The sequence below is a fragment of the Frankia sp. BMG5.60 genome, assembly GCF_059428125.1.
The window spans coordinates 6824187-6846593 of sequence record NZ_CM182091.1; the positions used below are offsets into that span (position 1 = coordinate 6824187).

Consider the following 22407-nt stretch of genomic DNA (forward strand, 5'->3'; position numbering starts at 1 on the left):
CCTCGCCGTGAGCGCGACGACGGTCGATCTCGGCCCGGTCGACTCGGTCTGGCGGCTCGACCTGCGCGGCGAGGGCACGGCTCCGGTCGACGTCGCGGTCGGGGCGAGCCCGTCCTGGCTCGCCGTCGTCCCGGACCGCCCCCGCGTCAACCCGGGGGCGGACGTCCCCCTCGTGATCACGCTCGACCGGTCGGTGGCCCCGCCGGGACCGGTCGACGTCACCGTGCCGGTCAGTGCCCGCAACGGCGTGGGCGGCGCCGACGTGCGCATCACGGCCAGCGTCGACGGACCGCCGCGCATCCTTTCGGTGACGGCCGCGCCGGATCGCGTCGTGCGGACGGGCTGCCCGCCGGCGGCGGGCGTGGCGCAGTCGACGGTTGCCACGTCGACGGTGACGGTGACGGCGGTCGACGAGACCGGCATCTTCGCCGTGGAGCTGGCCGCAGTCCTGCCCGGCGGGCGGACGGCGACCGAGTCGCTGAGCCTCGGCCAGGCCACGGGAGACCGCTCGACGTGGACCGGGAAACTGGCGTCGGTGCAGGATCCCGGCACGATCAACTACACGGCCACCGTCACGGACCTGGAAGGCCGGCGCTCGCAGTCGCCGGGATCGCTCGTCGTGCTGCCGTGCCCATCCTGAGCCGGCGCCGCAGCGATGGGGCCCGAAAGCGGCGAGAGGGCCCGACAGCAGGGTGCCGCCCGGCTCGGGGGGTGCCGGGCGGCGAATCCATCATCGCAGGAACGCCCCGGCTCGCCAAGACCTTGGCCGGTGTCCCGCGCTGGCCCCTCGCTGACGTAGGCGAGTAAGGCCAGGTCAGGCAGATCTGATCATCGGCTACTACCGCTCGCGCCCCAGTCGGGTCGATGCTGGCGCCGGCACGACTATCAGCGCGAGGAGCCGTCGTTCGCCAGCACCTGGTGACTGGCGTCATCGTAGATCCACACGGGGATGACGGGTTCGATGCCTACCGGTTGGGGAGTGTCACGTCAACGGCCGATCTTGGTTGTTGAGGTGCCCAGCGCCGGCGGGCGGACCCGTGGGCGGGGCGCCGGGCTCGTCGGCCGCGAGCGTGGGTGGGCGCGCGAACAACCGGGTTGCGGTGATGACGCCCGTGCCGTCTGCCCGGGTTGAGACCGGGCCGGCCGGGGTCAGCCCAGGTTGTAGCCGCTCCTCCACCCGCAGGTACTTGCGGCCGGCCCGCAGGTCCGCGTCGTTGCGCAGCCGGACGATCAGCGGGAAGGCCGAGAGGGCCGCGGTGTCGAACAGTCCCGTCGTGTAGACGAGCTGGACGCCCAGCCGGTCGGCGACGGCGAGCTGGAGGTCGAGGAGGTAGCCGGCGCTCGCCCGGCCGATCGGGTTGTCGAGGAACAGCACGCCGGCATGCGGCGCCCGGAGTTGGCCGCGGTCGTTGGCCCGCAGCGCCGCCATCGTGCAGTACAGGATGATGGCGGCGGTGAGCTGCTGGCCGCCGGAGAAGACGTCACCCAGCTCGCTGACCCGCACCCGCTCGGTGCGCAGGACTGCATCCGGCTTGAGGATCTCGACGCGCACGCCGCTGGGAAGCGCGGCGCGGACTCCGCGCAGCAGCAGCCCCATCCCGTCCCGGCGCACGGCGGCCGCGGCGCGGGCGCCGCGTGCGTCGCCGGGGTCGGCGCCGACGCGGGTGGCCGCGCCCGGTCGGGGTCGGGTGGCCACCGCGGCGGCCGCCGTCTCGTCGACCACCCGGCCGAGAGCCTCCGTCAGGGCCCGGTCATCCGGTTCGCCGAACGTGATGCGCAGGAAGTCCTGACCCGACCAGTCACCGAGCCGGTCGGGGAGGCGGGACAGTCGGCCGGCGGCGCGCAGCGTGCCGAGCGCCGCGCGGACCATCCCCTCCAGGCGGGCGACGATTGCCTCGCGGTTGCGGCCGATGTGCGCGAGGTCGTCATCGAGGCTGCGCAGCCGCGGCGCGAGGGCCTGCGCCCAGGCTGCCGCCCCGTCGGCCACGGCCTCGCGACCTGCCCGCAGCATCTGCCGGCGGGCGGGGGTTCGCACGGCGTCGAAACGGTCCTGCGCCGCCCAGGCGGTGACGGTCTCGGCCGCCGTCCGCACGGCACCGGCGGCCTGGCTGTAGTCGGCGGCCGCCTCCCGCCACGCGAGGCGCAGCCGGTGGGAGCTCTCCCGGGCCTGGCGCGCGTCGCCCGAGAACGGCACGGCCACCGTGTCCCCGTCGGCCGGCGCGAGATCATCCCTCGCCGGCCCGGCGAGGGCGGACGCGCCCCGCCCGCTCTCGCCGGCGCCGCCTGTCTGGGCGCTCGCGGGGCCCGCGCTCGGCTGGGTCGCCGCAGGCAGGTCCGCGAGGCTCTCGGCGATGGCGGTGAAGGCGTCCAGTTCCTCGGTGTGCCGGGCCGAGCGCGCGACGAGGTCGTCGTGGGTGGAACGGGCCCGGGCGTGGCCGTCCTCGGCGTGCTCGACCGCCGCGGCCGCGGCGCGCAGCAGCTCCCCGGCGTGACCGAGATCCGTCGGGACCTGGTCCCCGGTGAGCGGCGCCACCCCGCGTCGCTGCACCTCCGCCGTGGCGGTGCGCAGTTCCTCGCGCAGGGCTCCGAGCTGTTCGCGGGCGCCGTCGAGCTCGGCCCCGACCACCTCGGCCGCCCGGCGTGCCCGCGCCTCACCGGCGGCCCGGGTCGCGCTGTCCCCGCCGCTGACGCCCGCGAGCAGCGCGCGGGCCCGCACGCGCACGGCCGGTTCGAAGGCCTCGAGCGCCGCGCGGGCGGCCGCCTCCTCCCGGCGGGCCCGATCAACCTCGCCGCGCAGGTCCGCACCGACCTCTACCTGGGCGTAGGTGCGGCTTGCGGCCTCATAGGCCGCGCGCAGCACCGCCACGGGCGGTGCCGGCTCGTCGCCCGCACGCGCCGTCACCGCGGCATCGCCCGCACCGACGACCCTGCCGCTCTCCGCGCGGGCGGCGGCGGCGTTGCGACGCGCCTCGTCGGCGCGGCGGACGGCCTCGGCGGCCGCCCGCCGCTGCGACGCCGCGTGCTCCCGGGCTGCCCGGGCCTCGGCCAGCCGGTCCTCGGCGACCGCGGCGACCTGCTCGATCTCCCGCTCGGCCGCGGCCGGGTCGCCGACGGACCGGGCGAGCTGGTCCAGCGCGGTCGCCCGGTCGGCAGCCTCGGCGGCGGCCACCCGTAGCGGTTCGACGTCGGCGAGTGCACGCCGTGCCGCCTGCTCGGCGGCGGTCGCGTCCCGGCCGGCCGCGGCGAGTTTCGACTCGGCGGCCGCCAGCGTCTCCCGGGCGGCCGTGAGCTGTGCCCCAAGCCGGTCGAGGTGTCCGGCGGGATGGATCCGCCGCCAGCCGGTGAGAGCCGCGACGAGGTCACGGTCCCCTGCGATCCGGTCGGACAGCGCCGCGGCGAGTGCGGCGCGCTCGTCCTGGCGCGCCCGGATGGCCTCCCGCTCGGCGGCGGCGGCCGCGGTGTCGTAGAGCGCCGGGTTCGGCCGGACCATCGTGATCCGTTCGCCGTCGATGACCGGGTCGGCGTCGTCGAGCAGGTCGTCGACCCCGCCGACGGCGACCACGCTGTCGGGGAGCAGGGCGGCGGCGTCGAGCACCTCGCGGATCCGCGCGTGACCCACCCGAGCTGTGATGATCACTCCGTCGGCGAGGTGGGGCCGCGCCCGCAGGACCTGTTCGCGCCGCGCGGCCGGTACCGCGTGCGCGAGATGGGACCAGCCGGCGACCGCGGCGATCCCGGCGGCCTGCAGGGCGTCGACCGCCGCGGCAACCTCCTCGCGGGGTGGGCGCAGGCCGCCACCGCCCAGCGCGCCGAGCAGGCGCCGGTCGGCCTCGGCGGCCACCGACAGATCGAGCCGGCGCGCCTCTGCCGCGCCGATCGCCTCTGCCAGCCGCTCCCCGGCGACCTCGGCGACCGCGTCGAGGACCCGGTGCGCGTCCGCGCCCGCGGCGGCCTCACCGTCGTCGGCGAGGCTCGGGCCAGCCTTGTCCTCGCCCTCGCCTTCGACCTCGACCTCGACCTCGGTCGGCCCGTCCGGGCCGCCGGCCGGGCCCGCGTCTCCGAGCAGCTCCGCGAGCCGGCCGCTGGCGAGCAGCGCCGCCGCGCCGGCCCGGGCCTGGTCGAGCTGGCCGGTGAGCCGATCCAGCACCGCGCCGGCCGCGACGGCGCGGTGCTGGGCGGCGCGGGTGGCGGCCTCCCCCGAGCCGCGGTCCTGGGCGTGGGTGGCGTGGCTGAGTGCGTCGCGCACGGCGGCGGCGGCCTGCTGGGCTTCGGCGCCGGCCCGCTGCGCCTGGCGGGCGAGATCGGTGCCGCCGGGGGCGATCAGCCCGGCCCGGGCGGCGGCGGCCAGCGCGTCGAGCGCCGCCGCCCGTCGCTGGCGCAGGGCCTGTGCCCGGGCGCGCGCCTGCGAGGCCTCGTCGCTGGCGCGGCGATCCGCGCGCTCGGCCGCGCCGGCGCGCCGGTCATGCTCGCCGGCCTCGGCCTCGGCGCGCAGGGCCGCGTCGCTGGAGGCCTCGGCCAGCCGGTTCAGGCCGCCCAGCAGGGCCCGCGCGGCGCCGTCGCGGTCGGCCAGCGCGGGCGCGGCGACGTCCTCCGCGTCGGCGACGAGACGGGTCAGCCGTTCCGCCTCGGCCGACGCCGCCGCCAGCCGCAACACGTCCTCGGTCGCCCGCCAGGCGTCGATCTCGGCGGCCGCGTCGCGGGCGTCCTCGACGAGCCGGTCCCGCTCCCGCTCGGCCTCGGCGAGACGCAGCTCGGCGATCCGCCGGCGCAGCGCGAGAACGGCGCCCTGCCGGCGCGACCGAGCCTCGTCGGCGTCGCGTTCCGCGTCGCGGGCGGCCTGAACCTGGGCGGCGAGCCCGGCCAGGGCGGCGGCGTCGCGGCGCACCCTGGCCTGCACGCCGTCGTGCAGGTCCGCGATCCGGGCCCGGGTGGCCGCATGGCCCGCACCGGCGCCGGCACGCCGTTCGACCGCGTCGGCCAGCGGGGTGAGCCGCGTCAGCGCGCCCGCGACGAAGTCGCGCTCGGCGCCAAGCGCGGCCCGTTCGGCGAGCTTGGTCGCGTAGCCGTCGACGACGTCGGCGATGCCCGCCGGGTCTTCGGGCGGGGTGACGGCGCGCAGCAGAAAGTCGACGAACTGGTCGTCGGAGCCGAACGAGAACGCCTCGGCCGCCTCGCCCTCGCCGGCGTTCATCGCCCGTTGGTAACGGAACAGCTCGGGGTCGAGACCGAGGGCGTCCAGGTGCTCCCGCCAGTCGCCCTGGTGCGTCTCCCAGGTCAGGTCGAGCGCCTGGTCGGCCTCGTGGGCGTCGTGGAGCCGGCCCCGCAACCCGGCGAGGGTGACCTGGCGGCCATCGGCGGTCAGTGGGAGGGAGGTGATCTCCAGGCCGCCGCCCGGGCGGAAGGAGTACCAGGCCTCGGTGAGACGACCGGCGTCGGCCGTGCCGCGGCCGCGCCACTCGCTCACCTTGCCGGTCACCACCCGGTGCCCGGTCACCGCGTGCTGCCACTCGCAGGTGACGTGACCGCAGTCGCCGGGCAGGACGAAGTTGTCCAGCACCCGCCCGTTGGAGGTGCCGACGACGTGGCGCCGGCCGGGCAGCACCACCGAGAAGATCAGCTTGATCAGGACGCTCTTGCCGCCGCCGTTCTCCAGGAACAGCACCGAGGCGGGGGAGGGGCGCCGCGGCCGGTTCGCCGTGCCCAGTCCGGTCGCCGTGCCCGGGCCGACCGGGGCCACCGGGGACGGCACGCTGGAAGGCGCGGGCACCGTGGGGACAGCCGCGTCGCGGCGTTGGCGGGGCGTGCTGGGAAACAGCCCGTCCTGGCGCGGGCCGGCGACCGGAGCGCCCACTCCCGAGAAGTCCAGCAGCACGTCGCCGAAACGGGCGCCCGGCGGCCCGATCGAGTGCAGCCGCACCCGCGACAACTCATACATCCGCGGCCGCCCCGGCCGGCATCGTCTCCAGCAGGGCCGGCTCCTCGACGAGGACCAGCACGCTGCCGGCGCCGTCGGTGACCGTGACCACGCCGAGGGCCAGCAGCTCCTCGAAGGCCGCGTCCGCGGCCAGCTCGCGGACCTGGACCTGGTAGCGGGGCGTGGTGCGGTACGTGCCGCCGGCCTCGTCGCCGACCGGAACCAGGCAGCCCGACTCGACGAGGAAATTCATCGCCCGGGCGATGATTCCCGTCGTCGACCCGGCGAGGCGGCGCGCGTCACGGGTGGTGCCGGTCGAGGTTCGCCGGGCGTAGAGGCGCCAGGCGGCCTCCAGCCGCGGCGCGTCGACCGGCGGATCGACGTTCAGGTCGTCGTCGGCCGTGCGTTCGCCCAGCAACCGGCAGGTCTCCCGGACGAACGCGTCGACACCGTGCACGCTGACCCGCCCGACGTAGGAGGCGTCGGCCAGGTCGGCCGGGCGCGGATAGGCGAGCGCGGCGACGGCGAGCTGGGCGAGGGCGTGCAGCAGCCGATCGGCCGCGCGGTGCTCGCCGCCCGCCCGGCGGGCATAGTCGCCGATCCGGACGGCGAAGGCCGAGTCCTCGGCGCCGGCCGGGACCAGCCCCGCCCGCTCGGAGACGTCGAGCACGACCAGCCCGAGGCCGGCGGCGATCGCCCGGGTCAGCGCGGCGAACTCGGCCTGCCGCAGGTACCGCCGGACCAGGCCGCGGTAGTCGGGGTCGCGGGCCGGCACCAGCCGGGGCCGCAGACCGAACGACACCAGCCGGGCCGCGTCATGGGCGTCGGTACGTCGCCGCTCGGCCTCCCGCGCGCCGCCGTTCGGGTCGCCGCCGTTCGGGCCCTCGTCGATCGGACCCCCGTCGAAAGGCCCATCGTCGGTCGGGCCGGCCTGCGGGCTCGGGACACCCACGTCCGGCTCCTGGCTCACTGCGACCTCCCTCCCGCGGCCGCGCCGCCCGCCGCCTCCGGTTCCGTCAGGACTGAAGTGATACCAGCCTGGTCCGACGATTCCGCCGCGCCCTGTGGCGTCGCGGTGAGCGCACCGTCCACGGCACCCGCCCCCGCGCTGGTCGCCGCGGTACTGGCCGTCCCCGCGCTGGCCGTCCCCGCGCTGGTGGTCCCGGCGCTGGTGGTCCCGGCGTCGGGCGCGGTCACGTCGGGCGTTGCTACGTCGGGCGCCGCGACGATCTGGGCGCGGCCGACGAGCAGGTCGGCGCCGCCGAACTCCGGATCGTCGAGCTGCGTGCCGTCGTCGACGGCGATCGTGAGGATCGTCTCGCCCGCCTGCCGGGACGCGTCGACGCGGGGGTTGACCGCGTGCAGGGCCAGCAGCGCGACGAGGTCGGCGACGTCCCGGTCGCCCCCGCGGCGGGCGTCGGCGAGCAGGGCGGACAGCCGACGCGGCGCCGCCGGGTCAAGCTCGAGCAGCCCGAGCGCGCGAGCCCAGGTCTCGTCGTCGAACCGCGACGGCTCCGCCAGCGGCACCAGCTCGGCCTCGACCACCTCCGCGCCGAGCGTGTCGCGTTCCACCGGCGGGCGAAGCAGCAGCTCGACCAGATCGAGCACCCGGGGGGCCCGGGGCGTGCGCACGCCGACCGCACCGGGAAAGAACGCTGCCGCCGGGCGCTGTGCGTCCCCGGCGGGCAACGCCAGTGTCGGCACCAGCAACTGGGCGTGCAGGTCGACGCCACCGCGCGCCGGGGTGACGGCGAACTGCTGGCGGTCCTGCTCGGCGCGGAACACGGCGCCCGCCTCCAGCAGCCGGGCCTGTAGCTGGGTGTGCCGGCGGATGCAGTCCCCGACGATGGCGACCAGGTCGGCGGCCTGGCGTTTGTGGTCGGCGTCGTCGGCGGAGTCGCGGTAGCGGCGGATGTGGGTGAGGATCGCGTTCTCGTACCGGTAGCGCTGCTCGACGTGCCGCAGGGCCTCGTCGACGAGGGCGGGCATCGCGTGCAGCCAGTCGACGGCCAGCACGTTGCGCCGCGTCGCGTCGAGGTGTCGGCGGAGCTGTTCGGCGTACTGCACGGTGCGGTACCGGGCCGCCTCCGCCGCGCTGCGGGCGTCGGCGAGCCGGCCGCGGCGGATGAGCGTGTCCAGGGCGACCTCGGCGGCGACCTGCGCCGAGGTGATGTCGGTGTCCAACGCCCCGACCAGCACGGTCACCGCCTCGTCGGTGGCCCGCAGGTAGATCTCCCCGTGCGGATCGGCGAACTCGACGAGCAGCTTGAAGTCGAAGCGGCGCCGCTCGTAGTGGCCGTCGGCGTGCAGGGTGCCGTAACCCGCCTCGAATCCGCGGTTGACGTTGCCGACGTTGATGAGGTTGTGCAGCACCCAGGACGCCACCCGTTCGTGCTCGGCGGCCGGGCGGCCGGGTGCCTGGGCGGCGGCGAGCGGGACCAGGCGGCGGCGCACCTGGTCGTGATCCGCGCCGCGGTCGAAGTCCATCGCCACGGTGACCTGGTCGATCGCGTGCAGGCCGAGCTCGGCCATCGCGTAGACGGAGAAGTCCGCGCCGTCCAGGTGCGCCTTGCGCACGTCGAGGTCGTGCAACGGCTGCGTCAGCGCGAGCGCCTTGAGCCGGCGAATCATCCCGACGTCGCCGACGAGCCCGACCGCGGTGGGCAGCCGGCCCGGACCGGTTGTCGACGCGGGCTCGATCATCGGTCCGACCCTAGTGGTTGGCGGGGGCCGGGCCGCCGCGACCCGGCCGCGGTGCCCGGGTGGTGGCACGAGGGTGGAAGCGGGGCGGAGCGTTGCGGCGGGCGACCGCTGACGGGATTCCGGCGCAGTGCAATTTCAGTACACTCTGTTGACCGTTTGGGCGTCGAGGGCGCATGACCGGCCGGGTACGGAAGATCCAGGGTGATCTCGCTCACGAAGCGCACCCCCGTCGAGGCGCGGGCTCGGCCGGCCGGCGTCATGGGGGAGCAACGAGCCGGTAGTGCAGGCCTTTCAGGCGTTGTCGGTGCCCCGGTGGGTGCGGGTCGAGGGCCTGCGGACCCCAGCCGGAGCGGCGTGTCCCACGCGACCCGGGTGGGCTGTCGAGCGACCGTCAACAGGCCGGTGGGGTATTCTCAACTCGGTTCCGGCGCGTGGCTGAGGCGTCACCACGATGAACGTTCGGCGCGGACGGGATCGACCGGGGGTGCGCGTACACCCGACGAGGGGTGGCGCAGGCCCGCCGGGCACCAGGCGGTGCCCGTTCTCCCTTTCTCCCACCCGCGGCGCGGCGGGTGGGGTGGGCGGGGCATTGGCGGCGGCGCCGTAGGGCCGTCCCGGGGCGTGGGGTGACCGACGAGACGACGCGCCGCCAGGCGCCGAGGAAACGGGTGGACGACGCCGTGGACGCTGCTCTGGAGGAGCTCGGGTTGCCGCGCCAGGCCGCTGCGCAGGCGCGGCGCGCCCGGGAGGACCGGGAGGAGCCGACGCCGTCGACGGTCGCGTCGGTGGCCGGCATGGCGGCCCAGCGAGACGCGGCCGGCCAGCTCGGCGCGGCCCTGCGCGCGTTGACCGACGCCTCCGTGCGCACACTCGCGCCGACCGCGACCCTCCTCGACATCGCCGCCCGGATCACGCAGTGTCTGCCCGCGTTGACCGCCGAGCAGCGCGACGTCGGTGAACCCGCGCCACTGGACGACCCGGCCGCGAAGCTCTGGCTGTACAACCCGGTCATCGGGCGGGCCAACCCGATCGCGCCCTGGCTCGAGACCACGCTGGTGGACGGGGTCCTCACCGGCCGTGCCACCCTCGGCCTGCCCTACCAGGGGCCGCGCGGCTACCTGCACGGTGGGGTGAGCGCCATGATGCTCGACCAGGTCCTGGGCGACGTCGTCAGCGCGAGTGGCCGGTCCGGCCTGACCGTCTCCCTGTCCACCCGTTACCGCGGGCCGATCCCGCTGCTGGCTCCGCTGCTCGTCGTCGGCCGGGTCGTCGAGGTCGCCGATCGGAAGATCACCGCGGCCGGCACGATCGCGCTGGAGTCCGAGCCCGACCAGCCCCTGGTCGAGGGCGTCGGCATCTTCGTCGTGCCCCGCCCGGACCAGGCCGCCCGGCTGTTCGGCGCGTTCGGCGCCCCGGCCCCCGACACCCCCGGTTCCCGCGACACCCCCGGTTCCCCCGACGCACCAGGTACGCCCGGCAGAGTTACCTCAGCCGCCGTCTCCCCGAACCCGCCGTCGACCACCTGACCCGCGGAGGAACGACGACCATGACCACGCCCGACGCATGACTACGCCCGACGCATGACCACGCCCGACGTACGGCGTCCCTCCGCACCCGTGCAGCGCGACGCCGCCCCGCGGCCCGTGCGCTGGCGCCGCCCCCTGCCGCCGGTGGAACAGGTACGGCCGGGGCTGTGGAGCATCCCGCTCCCGCTGCCCTGGGCGAAGCCGGCCCACGTGTCCGTCTACGTCTTCGAGACCGCCGGCGGCCCTTACCTGATCGACGCCGGCTGGGATTCCGACGACGCCTACGCGGCCTTGGAGGCCGGGTTGGACACGGTCGGGACCTCGGTCGCCGAGGTTCAGGGCGTCGTCGTCACCCATGCCCATCTCGACCACTTCGGGATGGCGGGGCGGATCCGTGAGGCGTCCGGCGCCTGGGTGTCGCTGCACCCGTTGGACAACGCGATCCTGAGCCAGTTCGAGAACGGTTTCGCCACGCGCATCCCGGGACTGATGGCCCGCGCCGGCGCCCCGGCCGAGATGACCGAACACCTGGTCAAGGGCACCCAGGCGGCCGTGCGCCGGATTCCGCGCCCGGACGTCCTGATCGAGGACGGCGGGCGACCGGACATCCCCGGATGGGAGCTGCGCGCGCTGTGGACCCCCGGCCATTCGCCGGGACACCTGTGCTTCTGGGAGCCGGCCAACCGGCTGCTGCTGTCCGGCGACCACGTGCTGCCGTCGACCGTGGTCGGCACCCCCGAACCCGACGAGTCCCATCCCGACCCGCTCGGTGACCACCTGCGTGCGCTCGCCCGCCTGCGCGGGCTGGACGCCACGGAGGTACTGCCGGCGCACGAGCACCGGTTCACCGGCCTGGAGCACCGCCTCGCCGAGATCGACGCGGTGCACCGAGGCCGGCTTGCCGAGGTGCTCGCGGGCCTGCGCGCCGGTGCGAGCACCGTCTGGGAGATCGCCGACCACGTGACCTGGCACCGCCCGTTCCGCAACCTGCGCGGCGTGGCGCTCCAGAACGCCGTCACCGACACCTTCGGGTGCCTCGCCGCCCTGGTGGCGACCGGCGCCGCCCGCGTCGACGACGGCGCCCCCGCACGCTGGCGGCTCGCCGACGCTTAGCGGCCGCCGCGGCCGGCGGCCGACCGCGGCACTCCGCGGACGTCGGCGGCACTCCGCGGACGTGGCTGTCATCAGGCCGACTCCGTCGGAGGCGGGGATTTCGGGCCGCACCCACCTGGGCCCCTCCCCGCTGGTAATAGGGTGTGGGGCATGACGTCCGTGTCGCTGTCCAAGGGCGGGAATGTCTCGCTGAGCAAGGTCGCTCCCAACCTCACGGCCGTGACCATAGGGCTGGGCTGGAAGGTGCGGCAGACCAGCGGCGCCGCCTACGACCTCGACGCCAGCGCGATCGTCGTCAACGAGGCCGGCCGGGTGCTCTCCGACGGCTACTTCGTCTTTTTCAACAACCTGGTCAGCCCGGACGGCGGGGTCAAGCATCTCGGTGACAACCTGGTCGGCGGCGGTGGCGGCGACGACGAGCAGATCAACGTCGACCTGCGGACGTTGACCCCGCAGGCGGCGAAGGTCGTCTTCGCGGTGTCGATCTACGACGCGGACACCCGCCGGCAGACCTTCGGCCAGATCCGCGATGCCTTCATCCGGGTCACCGACGCCACGACCGGTGCGGAGGTGGCCCGGTACGACCTCACCGAGGATGCCTCCACCGAGACTGCGATGATCTTCGGTGAGCTCTACCGTTACGGCGGCGAGTGGAAGTTCCGCGCCGTCGGCCAGGGCTACGCCTCCGGTCTGCGTGGAATCGCCCTGGACTTCGGCGTCAACGTCTCCTGAACCCCTCCCTAACCCCTCCCTGTGACGAACCCCCCGGAGATCATCACGGCGGGCGCCGGATCAACGATGACCAGAGGGTCTCGGTCGAGGCGGGCCGGCCCCTGAGCCCCGGATCCGTCGCCGGGTCGGGGATGCTGCGACGATGCGTCTGATCGTTGCAGGCGGGTTGGAGCGCGAGTTGGCCCGCTACCGGGAGGCGGAGCTGACCTACCCTGAGCGTGGGGCGACGGCAGGCAGCCCGCCGGCCGGTTACCGGCATCTACGGTGTCGTGTGTTGCTGGGCCACGGACGGCCCGTGCTCGATGTCGCCGCCGCGGCGGTCGTGAGCTGGAGGATGCACCGGCACGCCGGCCTCAGGCTGGCGGCGACTACTTCCAGGGTGGATGTCGGGGCAACCGTGGTGATGTGCGCGGGCTGGGGACGGGTCGGCGTGCTGGCTGCCTGCCGGGTCGTGTGGGTGCTCGACGAGGCCGACCGCCGCGGTTTCGCCTACGGGACCCTGCCTGACCACCCAGAGGTCGGCGAGGAGGCTTTCGTTGTCGAGCGCGACGTCGACGATGCGGTCTGGCTGGGCATCACAGCCTTCAGCCGTCCCAACGGGCTTCTGCCACTGTTGGCCGGGCCTGCGGGCCGGAGGGCGCAGGAAATGATGACCAGTCGTTATGCCCGTGTGGTACGAGACGCGGCGGGCCTTGCGGAGGACTGAGCCGAGCCGCCTGATCGCCCACACCACCGCAGCATCGATTTCGCCAGTCCCTCGACCCGCCGCCGGGCTTGCCCCCGTGCCGGCGTTGCCCTCCAGCCGGCGGCGGCTGGAGGCAGCGACGCAGGTCAGATGCGGCGCCAGCCGGTGGCGGTGCTCGTCTTGCCGATCGTGGGCACGATTCGGCTGCGTGCACCGCGCGGTGCGACGACCATGACCCGCACCGTCCGCGTGTTCGCGTCGATCCGGTAGAGGATCCGCCAGGCCGGGCCGCTGGCCTCGTGCATGCCGACCTGCTCGCCGGGAATCGGGGTGCCGGCCCTGCGGGGGTCGTCGCGCAGCTTGCCGTCGAGGAACCGGCGGACCTCGCCGCGGGTGAGCTCGGCGAGCTTGGCCAGGTCCCGTTCCGCCGAGGCCGAGAGGGTGACCTCGTGCTTGTCGCTCACCGCCGGCCACCCCTCCTGCGGCCCGCGCGGGACCGGGGCAATCTCGCGCGGGAAGAGACGACTTCCGCGTTGTTCACGCAATGATCCTATGCGCCCGCGCCGAACCGCGGCCCCCGCTTCGCACCACCCCCGGCTTCGCACCACCCCCGGCTTCGGGCCACCCCCGGCTTCGGGCCGCCGCCACTTCGGGCCGCCGCCCGGATGCGGGCGGCGCTGTGTGGCCGCACCCCTGGACCACGGCCCGCCTGGATCTCAGCCGGCGGCGTGGGCTCGTCGCTCGTGGGCGGCGGCCTGGACGACGGCGGGGGTGAGCTCCGCGGTGGTGGCCACCCGGGCCGAGGCCAGGCGCAGGGCGTCCTCGTCGGGCGGGAAGTGCGGGTTCGGTACGGCGACGACCGCCATCCCGGCGGCCGCGGCGGCGCGCAGCCCGTTCGTGGAGTCCTCCACCGCGACGCAGTCGACCGCGGGCACGCCGAGCCGGCGGGCCGCCTCGAGGTACACGTCCGGCGCGGGCTTGCCGCGGGCGACCTCCTCCGACGAGACGACGGCGCCGAAGAGCCCGGCCAGGCCCGTGTGCGCGAGGACCAGCTCGATGAGCATCCGGGCGGAGGAGCTCGCCAGGCCCAGCGGGTGCAGCGCGGCGAGGGCGCGCACGGCGTCCACCGCGCCGGGCAGCAGCGGGGGAGCCGAGCCGTAGCGGTCGGCGACGCGTCGCAGGACCTCCGCGGCGATGTCCGCCGGCGAGCCAGGCACCCCGAGTTCGGCCAGGTAGCCCGACCATTCGGTGGTGCTCATCCCCATCATCCGGCTGGTGCTGTCCGCTTCCCAGCGCCCGCCCCGCTCGGCCACGTAGTCGCGCCGGACGTCGTCCCACACCTGCTCGGAATCGATCAGGACGCCGTCGAGGTCGAAGACGACCGCCGCGACCTCACCCATCGGAACCCGTCGGATCCACCTGGACGTCCCCCGATCTGGTCGACGGTGCCGGAGGCCGACGATACCCGCGGGCCATCACCCGTCCCCACCCGACCGGATGACACGGACCGTCGCCGCTGTTGACGTCTGGCATGCGCTACGGAGACGACGACACGATCCGTCATCTGCTCGCCGACACCGAGGTGTGGGCGGTCGTCGGGCTGTCCAACGACACCCGCCGCACCGCGTTCGACATCGCGGAGTACCTGCGTCGCAACGGTAAGCGGGTGGTGCCGGTCCACCCGTCGGCGCCGGTGGTCGCGGGGGAGCAGGGGTACGCGACGCTGAGCGAGATCCCGTTCGCCGTCGACGTCGTCGACCTGTTCGTCCGCTCGGAGCTTGCCGGGCCGGTGGTCGACGAGGCGGTGAAGATCGGCGCTAGGGGCGTCTGGCTGCAGCTCGGCGTCCGCGACGACGCGGCCGCGGTCCGTGCCGGTGAGGCCGGCCTGGACGTCGTGATGGACACCTGCCCGGCGATGGAGGCCCCCCGCCTCGGCCTCGGCTGGACCCGCTGAGCGACCCAGCCGCGTGGACCATCCGGCCTGCGGTGCGCGGTGTCCCTGGGCGCGGTGTCCCTGGGCTGCGCGGTGTCCCTGGGCTGCGCGGTGTCCTCGGGCTGCGCGGTGTTTCTGGGGTTCGGGGTGTGCCTGCGGTGCGTTCTGCACGGTCTGCGGCTCGCAACCGTGCTGAACGCACCGCAACCGGCCTGACCCGGGTTCAGCGTCGGCGGTGGCGGTGGATCGGTGAGCGGGTCGAGGGGGAGCCGCCGGGGTTGCCCGGATCCGCGCCGGGTCGGGCCGGGCCGCCCGCCGTCGCGCCGACCGGCCCGTCGACCAGGCCCTCGACCGGCCCATCGCCGGGGCCGGGTTCGGGTACCGCGGGGGCCCACAGCGAGGTGCGGGTGATCTCGTCCGGTGCCCGGCGGGAGCGGCGGACCAGGGCGAGCCGGCGAGTCGCCAGCGCCGCGGCGGGCGGGATCAGGACGAGCACGGGCAGCAGGTAGCGATAGTCGAAGCAGACCGTGGCCGCCGGTACCACGAGGATCACGACGCCGGCGGCCGCGAGCAGGGCCGTGTCGGCGCGTAGCCGTCGATGCTCGACCGTCTGGTCGTGCCAGCGTCGGCGGGCCCGGGCGCCGCGCACGCCCAGCCGCGGGGCGCGGCGCCGGGCCGGCACCGCGATCGCGACCACGGCGAGCAGCAGCATTCCGGCCAGCACCGGCCCGGGGGTGAAGCCGTACCGCTGGTATCCGCGCAGGAAGCCGGCGGGCGACTCGTGGACCTCGCGCTTCGGCACGTCGCCATGCAGGCCCAGCAGCGGCTCGCCGTTGTGCAGGAAGCGAGGCTCGTCCCCGGTGGGGAAGCGCCAGGTCGCGTCGGGCCAGTCCCGGTGCCCGATCGGTCGGCCGGGGCGGAAGTAGTGGGCGAGCTCCCCGCCGACCATCCGGACGTAGTCGCCGAACTGGTAGCGGATGACCTGGTGGGTGAAGTCGCGCAGCAGCGCGTCCCGCTCGTCGGCGGGCACGTGCAGCCGCCGGGACGGGCTGTTGACGCTCCACACGTAGTAGCTGGGGTCCGGCCGCTCGGCGACGGGGTGGGGGGAGCACAGCACGAGCTGCGGCCGGCTCAGGTGCAGCCGGTCGCAGTCGGCGATCGGCGCCACCCGGCCATACATCCACACCGCGTCGCCGCCGGTGAGCGCGTACTTCCCGTGGCTTGAATGGAACCAGGTCGCGTAGCCGGCGAGCGGCACGGCCAGGGCGACGACGAAGGTCGCGAAGCGAAGCCAGCCGACCCGGCGCAGCAGCAGGTAACCGACGACCAGCACGGCGAGGGCCACGCCGATCGTGCGGACCAGGCCCGCGCCGGCGAGCAGCAGCCCGGCCAGCCCGCACGCCCACACCGACGGGCGGGGCGACCACGTCAGGGCGACGATCGCGGCGACCAGCAGCACCGCGAACAGCGTCTCGGCCATCACGTAGTGCTCGATGACCAGCTCGTAGGCGTCGAGCAGGACCGGCGCCGCGGCGAGCGCCGCGATCGGCGCCGCGACCCGGCGGTGCACCAGCAGGACGTAGAGGGCCACGCCCAGCGCCAGCCCCGCCGCATGCTGGACGACGGTGACCCACCAGAGGCTGTCGGTGAACGACAGCAGCCGCAGGAACGCCGGGTAGCCCGCCGGCCGCATCGGGTCGGGGGCCTTCAACGTCGACAGGCGTAGATAGGCGTAGGAGTCACCGTAGAACTCGAACGCCGGCCGGTAGGCGTAGGCGGTGACCGCTCGCAGCGCCACGCCCGCGGCGAGCAGGATCGCGAACGGCAGGTGGCGCAGCGCCCGCCGGTCGCGGCGCGGCGGCGGGTCCCCACCGCCCGCGTCGGCGCCCAGGACGACCGGGGCGTCGGGCGAAGCCGAGGCCGTCGCGGCGCGTCCCGCGTCGCCGGCGTCGTGCGGAGCGTCACCGCCGTCGCCCTGATGCTCGGGTTCGCCCCGCCGGTCTGGTTCGCCCCGCCGGTCTGGATCGCCCCGCCGGTCTGGATCGCCGGGACGGTCCGGCTCGTCGGGATAGACGGGGAAGGGGGGGACGGGGTCGTCGGGATCCGCGGTTGCCGTCATGACCGGGGGCTGGGGCGGGGAGCCGCTGTCCTGATCAGGATGCGCCGGAACAGCGGGCGGCGGGAACACGTGTCTTCCCAGGACGACCATCGTCGATGTCCGCCGTTCTCAGAACCCGACGGCCTCGGCCGGGTGCTCCTGCGTCTCGTAGTGCATGCCGACCAGCGGCGCTCCGCCGGGCGGATCGCCGGGCGCCCGCATCGCCGGGCGGGCGGCTGCGCGCTGATGGCCGCCGCTGGGCCCCGCGGTCAGCAGGCGCAGGAAGAACGAGCCGAACGCGGTCTGGGCGCCGAGCACCATCAGGGTCATCGCGAGCAGCGCCGGACGCATCTCGTTCAGGGGACCGAGGTCGTTCGCGAGCCAGCGCACGAGCACCACGACGTCGACGACGAACCCGACCGTGAACAGGCCGGCCCCGAACGCCAGGCCACGTTCGAGGGTGAACACCCGGTGGACCAGCGGCAGCGGCCAGCGGCGGCGCTCCTGCCAGCCGACCGCGTGGTTGTGGACGTCCGCGCAGACGCCGAGCAGCACGAGCTGCCAGCCGAGCAGCGCCAGCAGCGCGAACAGGATCGAGAAGTGCAGATCCAGCCGGTGGAAGCCGAGGTCCAGGGAGCCGGGGAGCAGGACCGCCTGGCCGACGAGCCCGAGCGCCAGCAGCACCAGACCTGGCAGGACGAACAGGTACCGCGGCGCGAGCAGCAGCATGAACCGCAGGTGGCGCCAGCCGTCGCGCAGGGAGTGCAGCTTGGAGTCACCCACCCGCGGGTGGTAGGTGATCGGCACCTCCTCGATGCGCAGCCCGGCCCGCCCGGCGGCGATGACCAGCTCGCTGGCCAGTTCCATCCCCTCGCAGCGCAGCCGCATCCGCAGGTACGCCTCGCGGCTGAACGCGCGCATCCCCGAGTGGGCGTCGGACGAGCGCACGTCGAACAGGCGGTTGAGGATGCCGGTGAGCACCGGGTTGCCGACGTAGCGGTGCAGCCAGGGCATGGCGCCGGGCAGGATCTTCCCGGCGAAGCGGGAGCCGAGAACGTAGTCCGCCCGACCGGCGCGCAGCGGGGCGAGCAGCGCGGAGAGGTCGGAGAAGTCGTAGGAGTCGTCCGCGTCGCCCATCACGATCAGCCGCCCCCCGGCGGCGGCGAAGCCAGCCAGGTAGGCGTTGCCGTAGCCGCGTCGCGTCTCGTGCACGACCCGGGCGCCCGCCTCCCGGGCGAGCTCGGCCGACCGGTCCGTCGAGCCGTTGTCGACGACGACGACCTCGCCGAAGGCGCCCGCGGCGGCGAGCCCGGCGAGGGCCTTGCGCACGCACACGCCGACCGAGTCCTCCTCGTTGAGGCACGGCATCACGACCGAGACCTCGAACGCCTGCCCACGCGAACGGGTTGCCCCGCCGGCGGCGGGAGTCTCCCCGACGGTGTCGGCGCCGGTGCCCGTGGCACCCTCCATCGTCCGTACCCCCTCCATGGCCGGGCGTGCCCGCGACCGTCCACCGATGGCCGTCCGCGCCGGGAAACCCCAGACCGGTCTCCGGCGTGCCGGCGCCAATCGTGCAGGTGGACGCATCGGTAGACCGACGCGAGTCATTGTGGCGGCCGGTGCCGCGGATCGCTCGCCCGCAGTCCCGTAACCTACCGATCTGCTCGCATGGTCCGATTACCGGTGTCCATCTGCGGACACCTCGTGGTCTGCCCAAGCGGCTCGCGCCTGGCCGCCAAGCGGCTGCTGCCCTGGTCAGGACCGGTGAGTGCGCGTCTCGCGACCGGCCCGCACTGTGGCGCGCCAGACACGCCGGGCCCTCCGCACGCGCCTCGGTGTGACGCTTCTTACGGGGAGGCGTAACGTCTGGTGCCCGTGCAAGCTGTTCGCGTTTCAGACGAGGTGCCGACGCCCCACGCGCCGACCGAGGACCCAGACGCTCCCTCCGCTTCCGCGGCCCCCCGCGCGCTTCCCCCACCGCGGCGTGGCTGCCCCCATTCCCCACCCTGCCCTGCGGCGGACGGTGCCGACCGGGACGCCGCGCGGGTCGCCAGCCAGCACTGGGACCAGGGCTGGAGCCTGTTGTGCAACGGGGTGATCCTGTTCGACGACACCGGGGAGATCCTGCCGACCGGTCGCACGGTCGAGCCGCGGCGTGCCCTGCCGCGGGCGGCCTGTGTCCCGCGACCCCCGGCGCCCCGGCGGGCGAGCCAGGCTCCCGTCCGGGTCTGACCGGCCGGCCGCCGCCGGCGCCGTCGTGGCCCGCGGCTGTGAGGTTTCGTCCAGATTGATCCGGCGACCCTCCGGGCGGGTACGGTGCCGGGCGTGACGGCGAGATCGGCGGGCGGGTCTGTGCGGGGGATTGTCGGAGCGGCGCGGGGGACCGGCCTGGCCGACCGGTGGCGGGCGGAGGTGGCCCGGGGGTCCCGGGTCGGCCTGCCGCCGGCCACGAGTCCGGTCGGGCGCGGGGCCCGTCTGCTGATGCGCCGCGACATCGCTCTCGGCCGCAGTTTCGCGCAGGCGTTCACCCGGGCGGACCGCTCGCTGTTCACCGCGCTCGCCGGCGGGCGCCCGCTGCTCGATCCGGTCCTGCCGCGGCTGTCGCACGCCGCCGACCACGGTCTGCTGTGGTGGGGCGTGGCGGGGGCGCTGGGGGCCACCAAGGGGCGCCGCCGCCCGGCGGCCGCCCGTGGCCTGATCGGGCTCGGCGTCGCCAGCATCCTGGCCAACGGGCCGGCCAAGCTGGTCTTCCGCCGCGACCGCCCGCCGACGCACGGCATCCCGCCGCTGCGCCGGCTCTCCCGCGATCTGACGACCTTCTCGTTCCCCTCCGGGCACGCCGCGTCCGCCGCCGCCTTCGCGACCGGGGTCGCCCTCGACGCGCCCGGGGTGGCGGTGCCGGTGGCCGCGCTCGCCGCCACCGTGGCGTTCTCCCGGGTGTACGTCGGGGTGCACTACCCCGGGGACGTGGCCGCGGGGATCCTGCTGGGTGTCGGCGCGGGCCTGCTCACCACGAAGGTGATGCCCCGTCGGCCCTGGGTGCCGGCGCGGGCGAGCCCGGCGTCGGCCTGGGCGCCGGCGCTGCCCGAGGGGGACGGCCTCACCGTCGTCGTCAACGCGCGCTCCGGCCAGGGCAACCACGCCGATCTGCTCGCCGTGCTGCGCGCCGACCTGCCGCGGGCGGAGGTCGTCGAGGTCGGGCCGGCTGATGACATGGCCGCCGCCCTGGCTGGCGCCGCGTCGAAGTCGAGGGTGCTGGGCATCGCCGGCGGCGACGGAAGCATCAACGCGGCCGCGCAGGTGGCGCTGGCCCGCGGCATGCCGCTGGCGGTCTTCCCGGCGGGCACGCTCAACCACTTCGCCGCCGACCTGGGCCTGGTCGGCGCCGGCGACTCGGTGCAGGCGATCCGCGAGGGTGCGGCGGTCGCCGTCGACCTCGGTCGGGCCGACGGCATCTCCGCGGTGTTCGACCGGTTCTCCCGGATCTTCGTGAACACCGCGAGCCTCGGGGGCTATCCCGACATGGTGGCCGTGCGCGAACGGTTCGAGCGGCGCATCGGCAAGTGGCCCGCGATGATCATCGCCCTGTGCTGGGTGCTGCGCCACGAGCCGCCGTTCGAGGTGGAGATCGACTCCGAGCGCCGCCGGGTCTGGCTGATCTTCGTGGGCAACGGGGTGTACCGCCCCGACGGCTTCGCGCCGACCTACCGCAACCGGCTCGACGAGAGCCTGCTCGACCTGCGGATCGTCGACGCGTCGGCGCCGCTGGCCCGGCTGCGGCTGGTGGGGGCGGTCCTCACCGGCCGGCTCGGCCGCAGCCGGGTGTACGAGCAGCGCACGGTCGAGCGGGTGCTGATCTCCTCCCGCCAGCCCGGGCCGCTGCCCTTCGCCTGTGACGGCGAGGTCACCGAGGGGGTGGAGCGGATCGTGATCACCCCGAGCGGTGCCCGGCTGATCGTCTACCGCCCGCGCCGCCCCGAGGACGGCTGAGTCGCGACGCCCGGTGGCCGGCGGCTGACGTGCGGAAGCTCGGGGCGCCCGCTGCCCGAGCGCTCAGCCGCCGCGGTGCTGGAGCGGGATGAGCGTGTGCAGCGGGCGGGTGAGCTGCGTGAACTGGGAGGCGTCGAGGAGGTCCTCGACGAGCAGCGCGCAGGCCAGGTCGGCGCACAGCTCCATGACCCGGTGATCCTCGCTGGAGTCGGTGGCGGCGCGCTTGCCGCGGCAGTCCGGGCACAGCCGCCAGAAGCCCTCGGCGGCGCTGCGGCGCACCAGCGTCCACACCCGGCGGCGGCCGGTCACCACGGCGCTTGCGAACGCGGCGTCCATGGCCTGCTGGTGGGCGGAGTCGTCCCGGGTCAGGGCGCTGACCAGCAGCCCGTCGAAGACCTCCAGGCTGTCTGGGTCGTGGCAGCGGCCGGCGAGGACCGGCAGCGCGGCGAGGACCCGCTTGACGTCCGCGGCGGCCGGGCCCAGATCGGGCTCGTGCGAGCGCGCCCGTGGGTATACGGCGCGCCAGGGCCGCATGAGCGCGGCGTACTCGGCGCGGCCGAGGATGGGCCGCGCGTAGGAGGCGGCGACGGCGTCGCGCATCGCGCGCAGCGCGGTGGCCGCGACCGACGGCTCGACGGTGACGTAGTCGGCGCCGGCGAGGTCGTCGGCGTAGATGGCGCTCAGCGCGTCGAACGCGGCCAGCACCTCGACGATCAGCGGCGAGTCGGGGGCCAGTGCCTTGTCCCGGGCGGCGGCAAGGTAACCGGAGTTGCGCCAGGCGGCGGCGAGCGAGCCGAGCTCGGCGTCGCTGGTGTGCACGAGCTGGGCAAGGATGCCGAGGATGCCCCGCAGGTTGGGATGCTCCTCCAGCCGTTCGATGCGGCGGGCTCGAAGGATCATGCTGCCCGCCCGCCGTTGGTGGGGGCCCCGGCGCACACGGATCGCCGCGGGGTCACCGCGAGCCTGCCGGGCCACGGCGCGGATGGTGCCACCGCGAGTGTGGGGGTCGTCGTGACACCGTTCACCTCGTCCTCCTCGACCGTCGCGGCCTGCGCCGGGCAGCCGTCGTCCGAATCCGTGCGGGTGAACCGGCCGGACGTCCCGTCACCGGCCGGATCATGGGCGGCGCGGCGGATGCGGCGACCGTACCTGATCACTTCATGGTCCCGCGTACCAGGCAGGCCACATCTCGTCGCTCTCCGACACCGTAGCTGCGCGGGGCGGCGTGCGCGGGGAGTGCCGCCTGCGTGGGGTCCGCGGCGTGGTACGCCGCGTCGCCGATCTCCCGATGTCACCTCCGTGAGACTAGTGTTTGCGGCCCCGATGTGGAACTCGTTGTGCCTTTAGGCGGGGCATGACGGTGGTGGCACGGCGGTGCCATTGCGGGCGCAGGACGGATCGGCATGGCTGCCGGAGGCGGTGTGGCACGTCGGTGTCGGCCATCGTGGTCACGTAGGGCGACGACGGCGTCGGTGCGCACCGGTGCGCCGCCGCCGAACACTGCCGGGGTGAGGCTCGTGACACCACGGCCGGGCCGGTGCCGGCCGGCCGACCCGGCTCGCCCGGGGCCCGCTTGGGCGGCGTTTTCCCTGGGAGTGCCGGCACAGGCGGGTGATGTTGGCGGCGCCGGCAGGGGGTGTCTCCGCACGGGGGTGAGACCGGGGGTGTCGCGACGCATCGCGGCCCCCCGATGGTGGCGCCCCCGCCGGGGTG

The 22407-nt window shown here is 75.2% G+C and carries 17 protein-coding genes; 8 read left to right on the plus strand and 9 right to left on the minus strand.

The window, feature by feature from the left end; genetic code table 11:
* Positions 1–7 precede the first annotated feature (7 nt).
* Positions 8–640 (plus strand): hypothetical protein, encoded by a 633-nt coding sequence (locus tag AC5R91_RS28015; protein WP_495394276.1) that lies wholly within the window; start codon positions 8–10, stop codon positions 638–640.
* A 342-nt stretch (positions 641–982) separates the two neighbouring features.
* On the opposite strand, the gene AC5R91_RS28020 is transcribed toward AC5R91_RS28015, so the two are convergent.
* The 3 genes from AC5R91_RS28020 to AC5R91_RS28030 are packed head-to-tail and all read right to left on the minus strand — an operon-like array spanning position 983 to position 8617.
* Complete coding sequence (locus AC5R91_RS28020; RefSeq protein ID WP_495394278.1) at positions 983–5935, minus strand: hypothetical protein; 4953 nt, start codon at positions 5933–5935, stop codon at positions 983–985.
* Positions 5928–6884: a hypothetical protein gene (locus tag AC5R91_RS28025; RefSeq protein WP_495394279.1), complete on the minus strand. Its 957-nt coding sequence runs from the start codon at positions 6882–6884 to the stop codon at positions 5928–5930. The genes AC5R91_RS28020 and AC5R91_RS28025 overlap by 8 nt, the downstream gene beginning before the upstream one ends.
* Positions 6881–8617: a hypothetical protein gene (locus AC5R91_RS28030; protein ID WP_495394280.1), complete on the minus strand. Its 1737-nt coding sequence runs from the start codon at positions 8615–8617 to the stop codon at positions 6881–6883. The genes AC5R91_RS28025 and AC5R91_RS28030 overlap by 4 nt, the downstream gene beginning before the upstream one ends.
* A gap of 668 nt (positions 8618–9285) precedes the next feature.
* Here AC5R91_RS28030 and AC5R91_RS28035 point away from each other — a divergent pair.
* The 4 genes from AC5R91_RS28035 to AC5R91_RS28050 all read left to right on the plus strand — a co-directional run bounded on the left by AC5R91_RS28035 (position 9286) and on the right by AC5R91_RS28050 (position 12694).
* Positions 9286–10143, plus strand: coding sequence for a PaaI family thioesterase (locus tag AC5R91_RS28035; protein WP_495394281.1), 858 nt, complete (start codon positions 9286–9288; stop codon positions 10141–10143).
* Positions 10144–10197: 54 nt separating this feature from the next.
* Positions 10198–11256: an MBL fold metallo-hydrolase gene (locus AC5R91_RS28040; RefSeq protein WP_495394282.1), complete on the plus strand. Its 1059-nt coding sequence runs from the start codon at positions 10198–10200 to the stop codon at positions 11254–11256.
* Between the two features lie 150 nt (positions 11257–11406).
* Positions 11407–11988, plus strand: coding sequence for a TerD family protein (locus AC5R91_RS28045; RefSeq protein ID WP_495394283.1), 582 nt, complete (start codon positions 11407–11409; stop codon positions 11986–11988).
* A gap of 142 nt (positions 11989–12130) precedes the next feature.
* Entirely contained in the window at positions 12131–12694 is a 564-nt protein-coding gene (locus AC5R91_RS28050; RefSeq protein ID WP_495394285.1) for a DUF1990 domain-containing protein, read from the plus strand.
* Positions 12695–12819: 125 nt separating this feature from the next.
* Here the strand turns inward: AC5R91_RS28050 and AC5R91_RS28055 are convergent, their stop codons facing one another.
* Positions 12820–13137: a type II toxin-antitoxin system RelE family toxin gene (locus AC5R91_RS28055; protein ID WP_495394286.1), complete on the minus strand. Its 318-nt coding sequence runs from the start codon at positions 13135–13137 to the stop codon at positions 12820–12822.
* A gap of 252 nt (positions 13138–13389) precedes the next feature.
* Positions 13390–14073 carry an HAD family hydrolase gene (locus tag AC5R91_RS28060; RefSeq protein WP_495394287.1) on the minus strand — a complete coding sequence of 228 codons (684 nt, stop codon included), beginning with the start codon at positions 14071–14073 and terminating at the stop codon, positions 13390–13392.
* A gap of 131 nt (positions 14074–14204) precedes the next feature.
* Between AC5R91_RS28060 and AC5R91_RS28065 the strand changes: the two genes are divergently transcribed.
* Positions 14205–14627, plus strand: coding sequence for a CoA-binding protein (locus AC5R91_RS28065; RefSeq protein WP_495394288.1), 423 nt, complete (start codon positions 14205–14207; stop codon positions 14625–14627).
* Positions 14628–14829: 202 nt separating this feature from the next.
* Here AC5R91_RS28065 and AC5R91_RS28070 read toward each other — a convergent pair whose 3' ends face one another.
* Positions 14830–16815, minus strand: coding sequence for a hypothetical protein (locus tag AC5R91_RS28070; RefSeq protein ID WP_495394289.1), 1986 nt, complete (start codon positions 16813–16815; stop codon positions 14830–14832).
* Positions 16816–16833: 18 nt separating this feature from the next.
* Positions 16834–18174: a glycosyltransferase family 2 protein gene (locus AC5R91_RS28075; protein ID WP_495394290.1), complete on the minus strand. Its 1341-nt coding sequence runs from the start codon at positions 18172–18174 to the stop codon at positions 16834–16836.
* 432 nt (positions 18175–18606) lie between these two features.
* On the opposite strand from AC5R91_RS28075, the gene AC5R91_RS28080 reads away from it, so the two are divergent.
* Positions 18607–18936 (plus strand): DUF5999 family protein, encoded by a 330-nt coding sequence (locus AC5R91_RS28080; RefSeq protein ID WP_495394291.1) that lies wholly within the window; start codon positions 18607–18609, stop codon positions 18934–18936.
* Positions 18937–19029: 93 nt separating this feature from the next.
* On the plus strand, positions 19030–20694 hold the full coding sequence (locus AC5R91_RS28085) for a bifunctional phosphatase PAP2/diacylglycerol kinase family protein (protein WP_495394292.1): 1665 nt from the start codon (positions 19030–19032) through the stop codon (positions 20692–20694).
* Positions 20695–20757: 63 nt separating this feature from the next.
* On the opposite strand, the gene AC5R91_RS28090 is transcribed toward AC5R91_RS28085, so the two are convergent.
* Together AC5R91_RS28090 and AC5R91_RS28095 are read right to left on the minus strand one after the other, a co-directional pair.
* Complete coding sequence (locus AC5R91_RS28090; protein ID WP_495394293.1) at positions 20758–21594, minus strand: hypothetical protein; 837 nt, start codon at positions 21592–21594, stop codon at positions 20758–20760.
* A complete protein-coding gene (locus AC5R91_RS28095) occupies positions 21591–21851 on the minus strand; it encodes a hypothetical protein (protein WP_495394294.1) in 261 nt (86 codons plus the stop codon). The genes AC5R91_RS28090 and AC5R91_RS28095 overlap by 4 nt, the downstream gene beginning before the upstream one ends.
* Positions 21852–22407 lie beyond the last annotated feature (556 nt).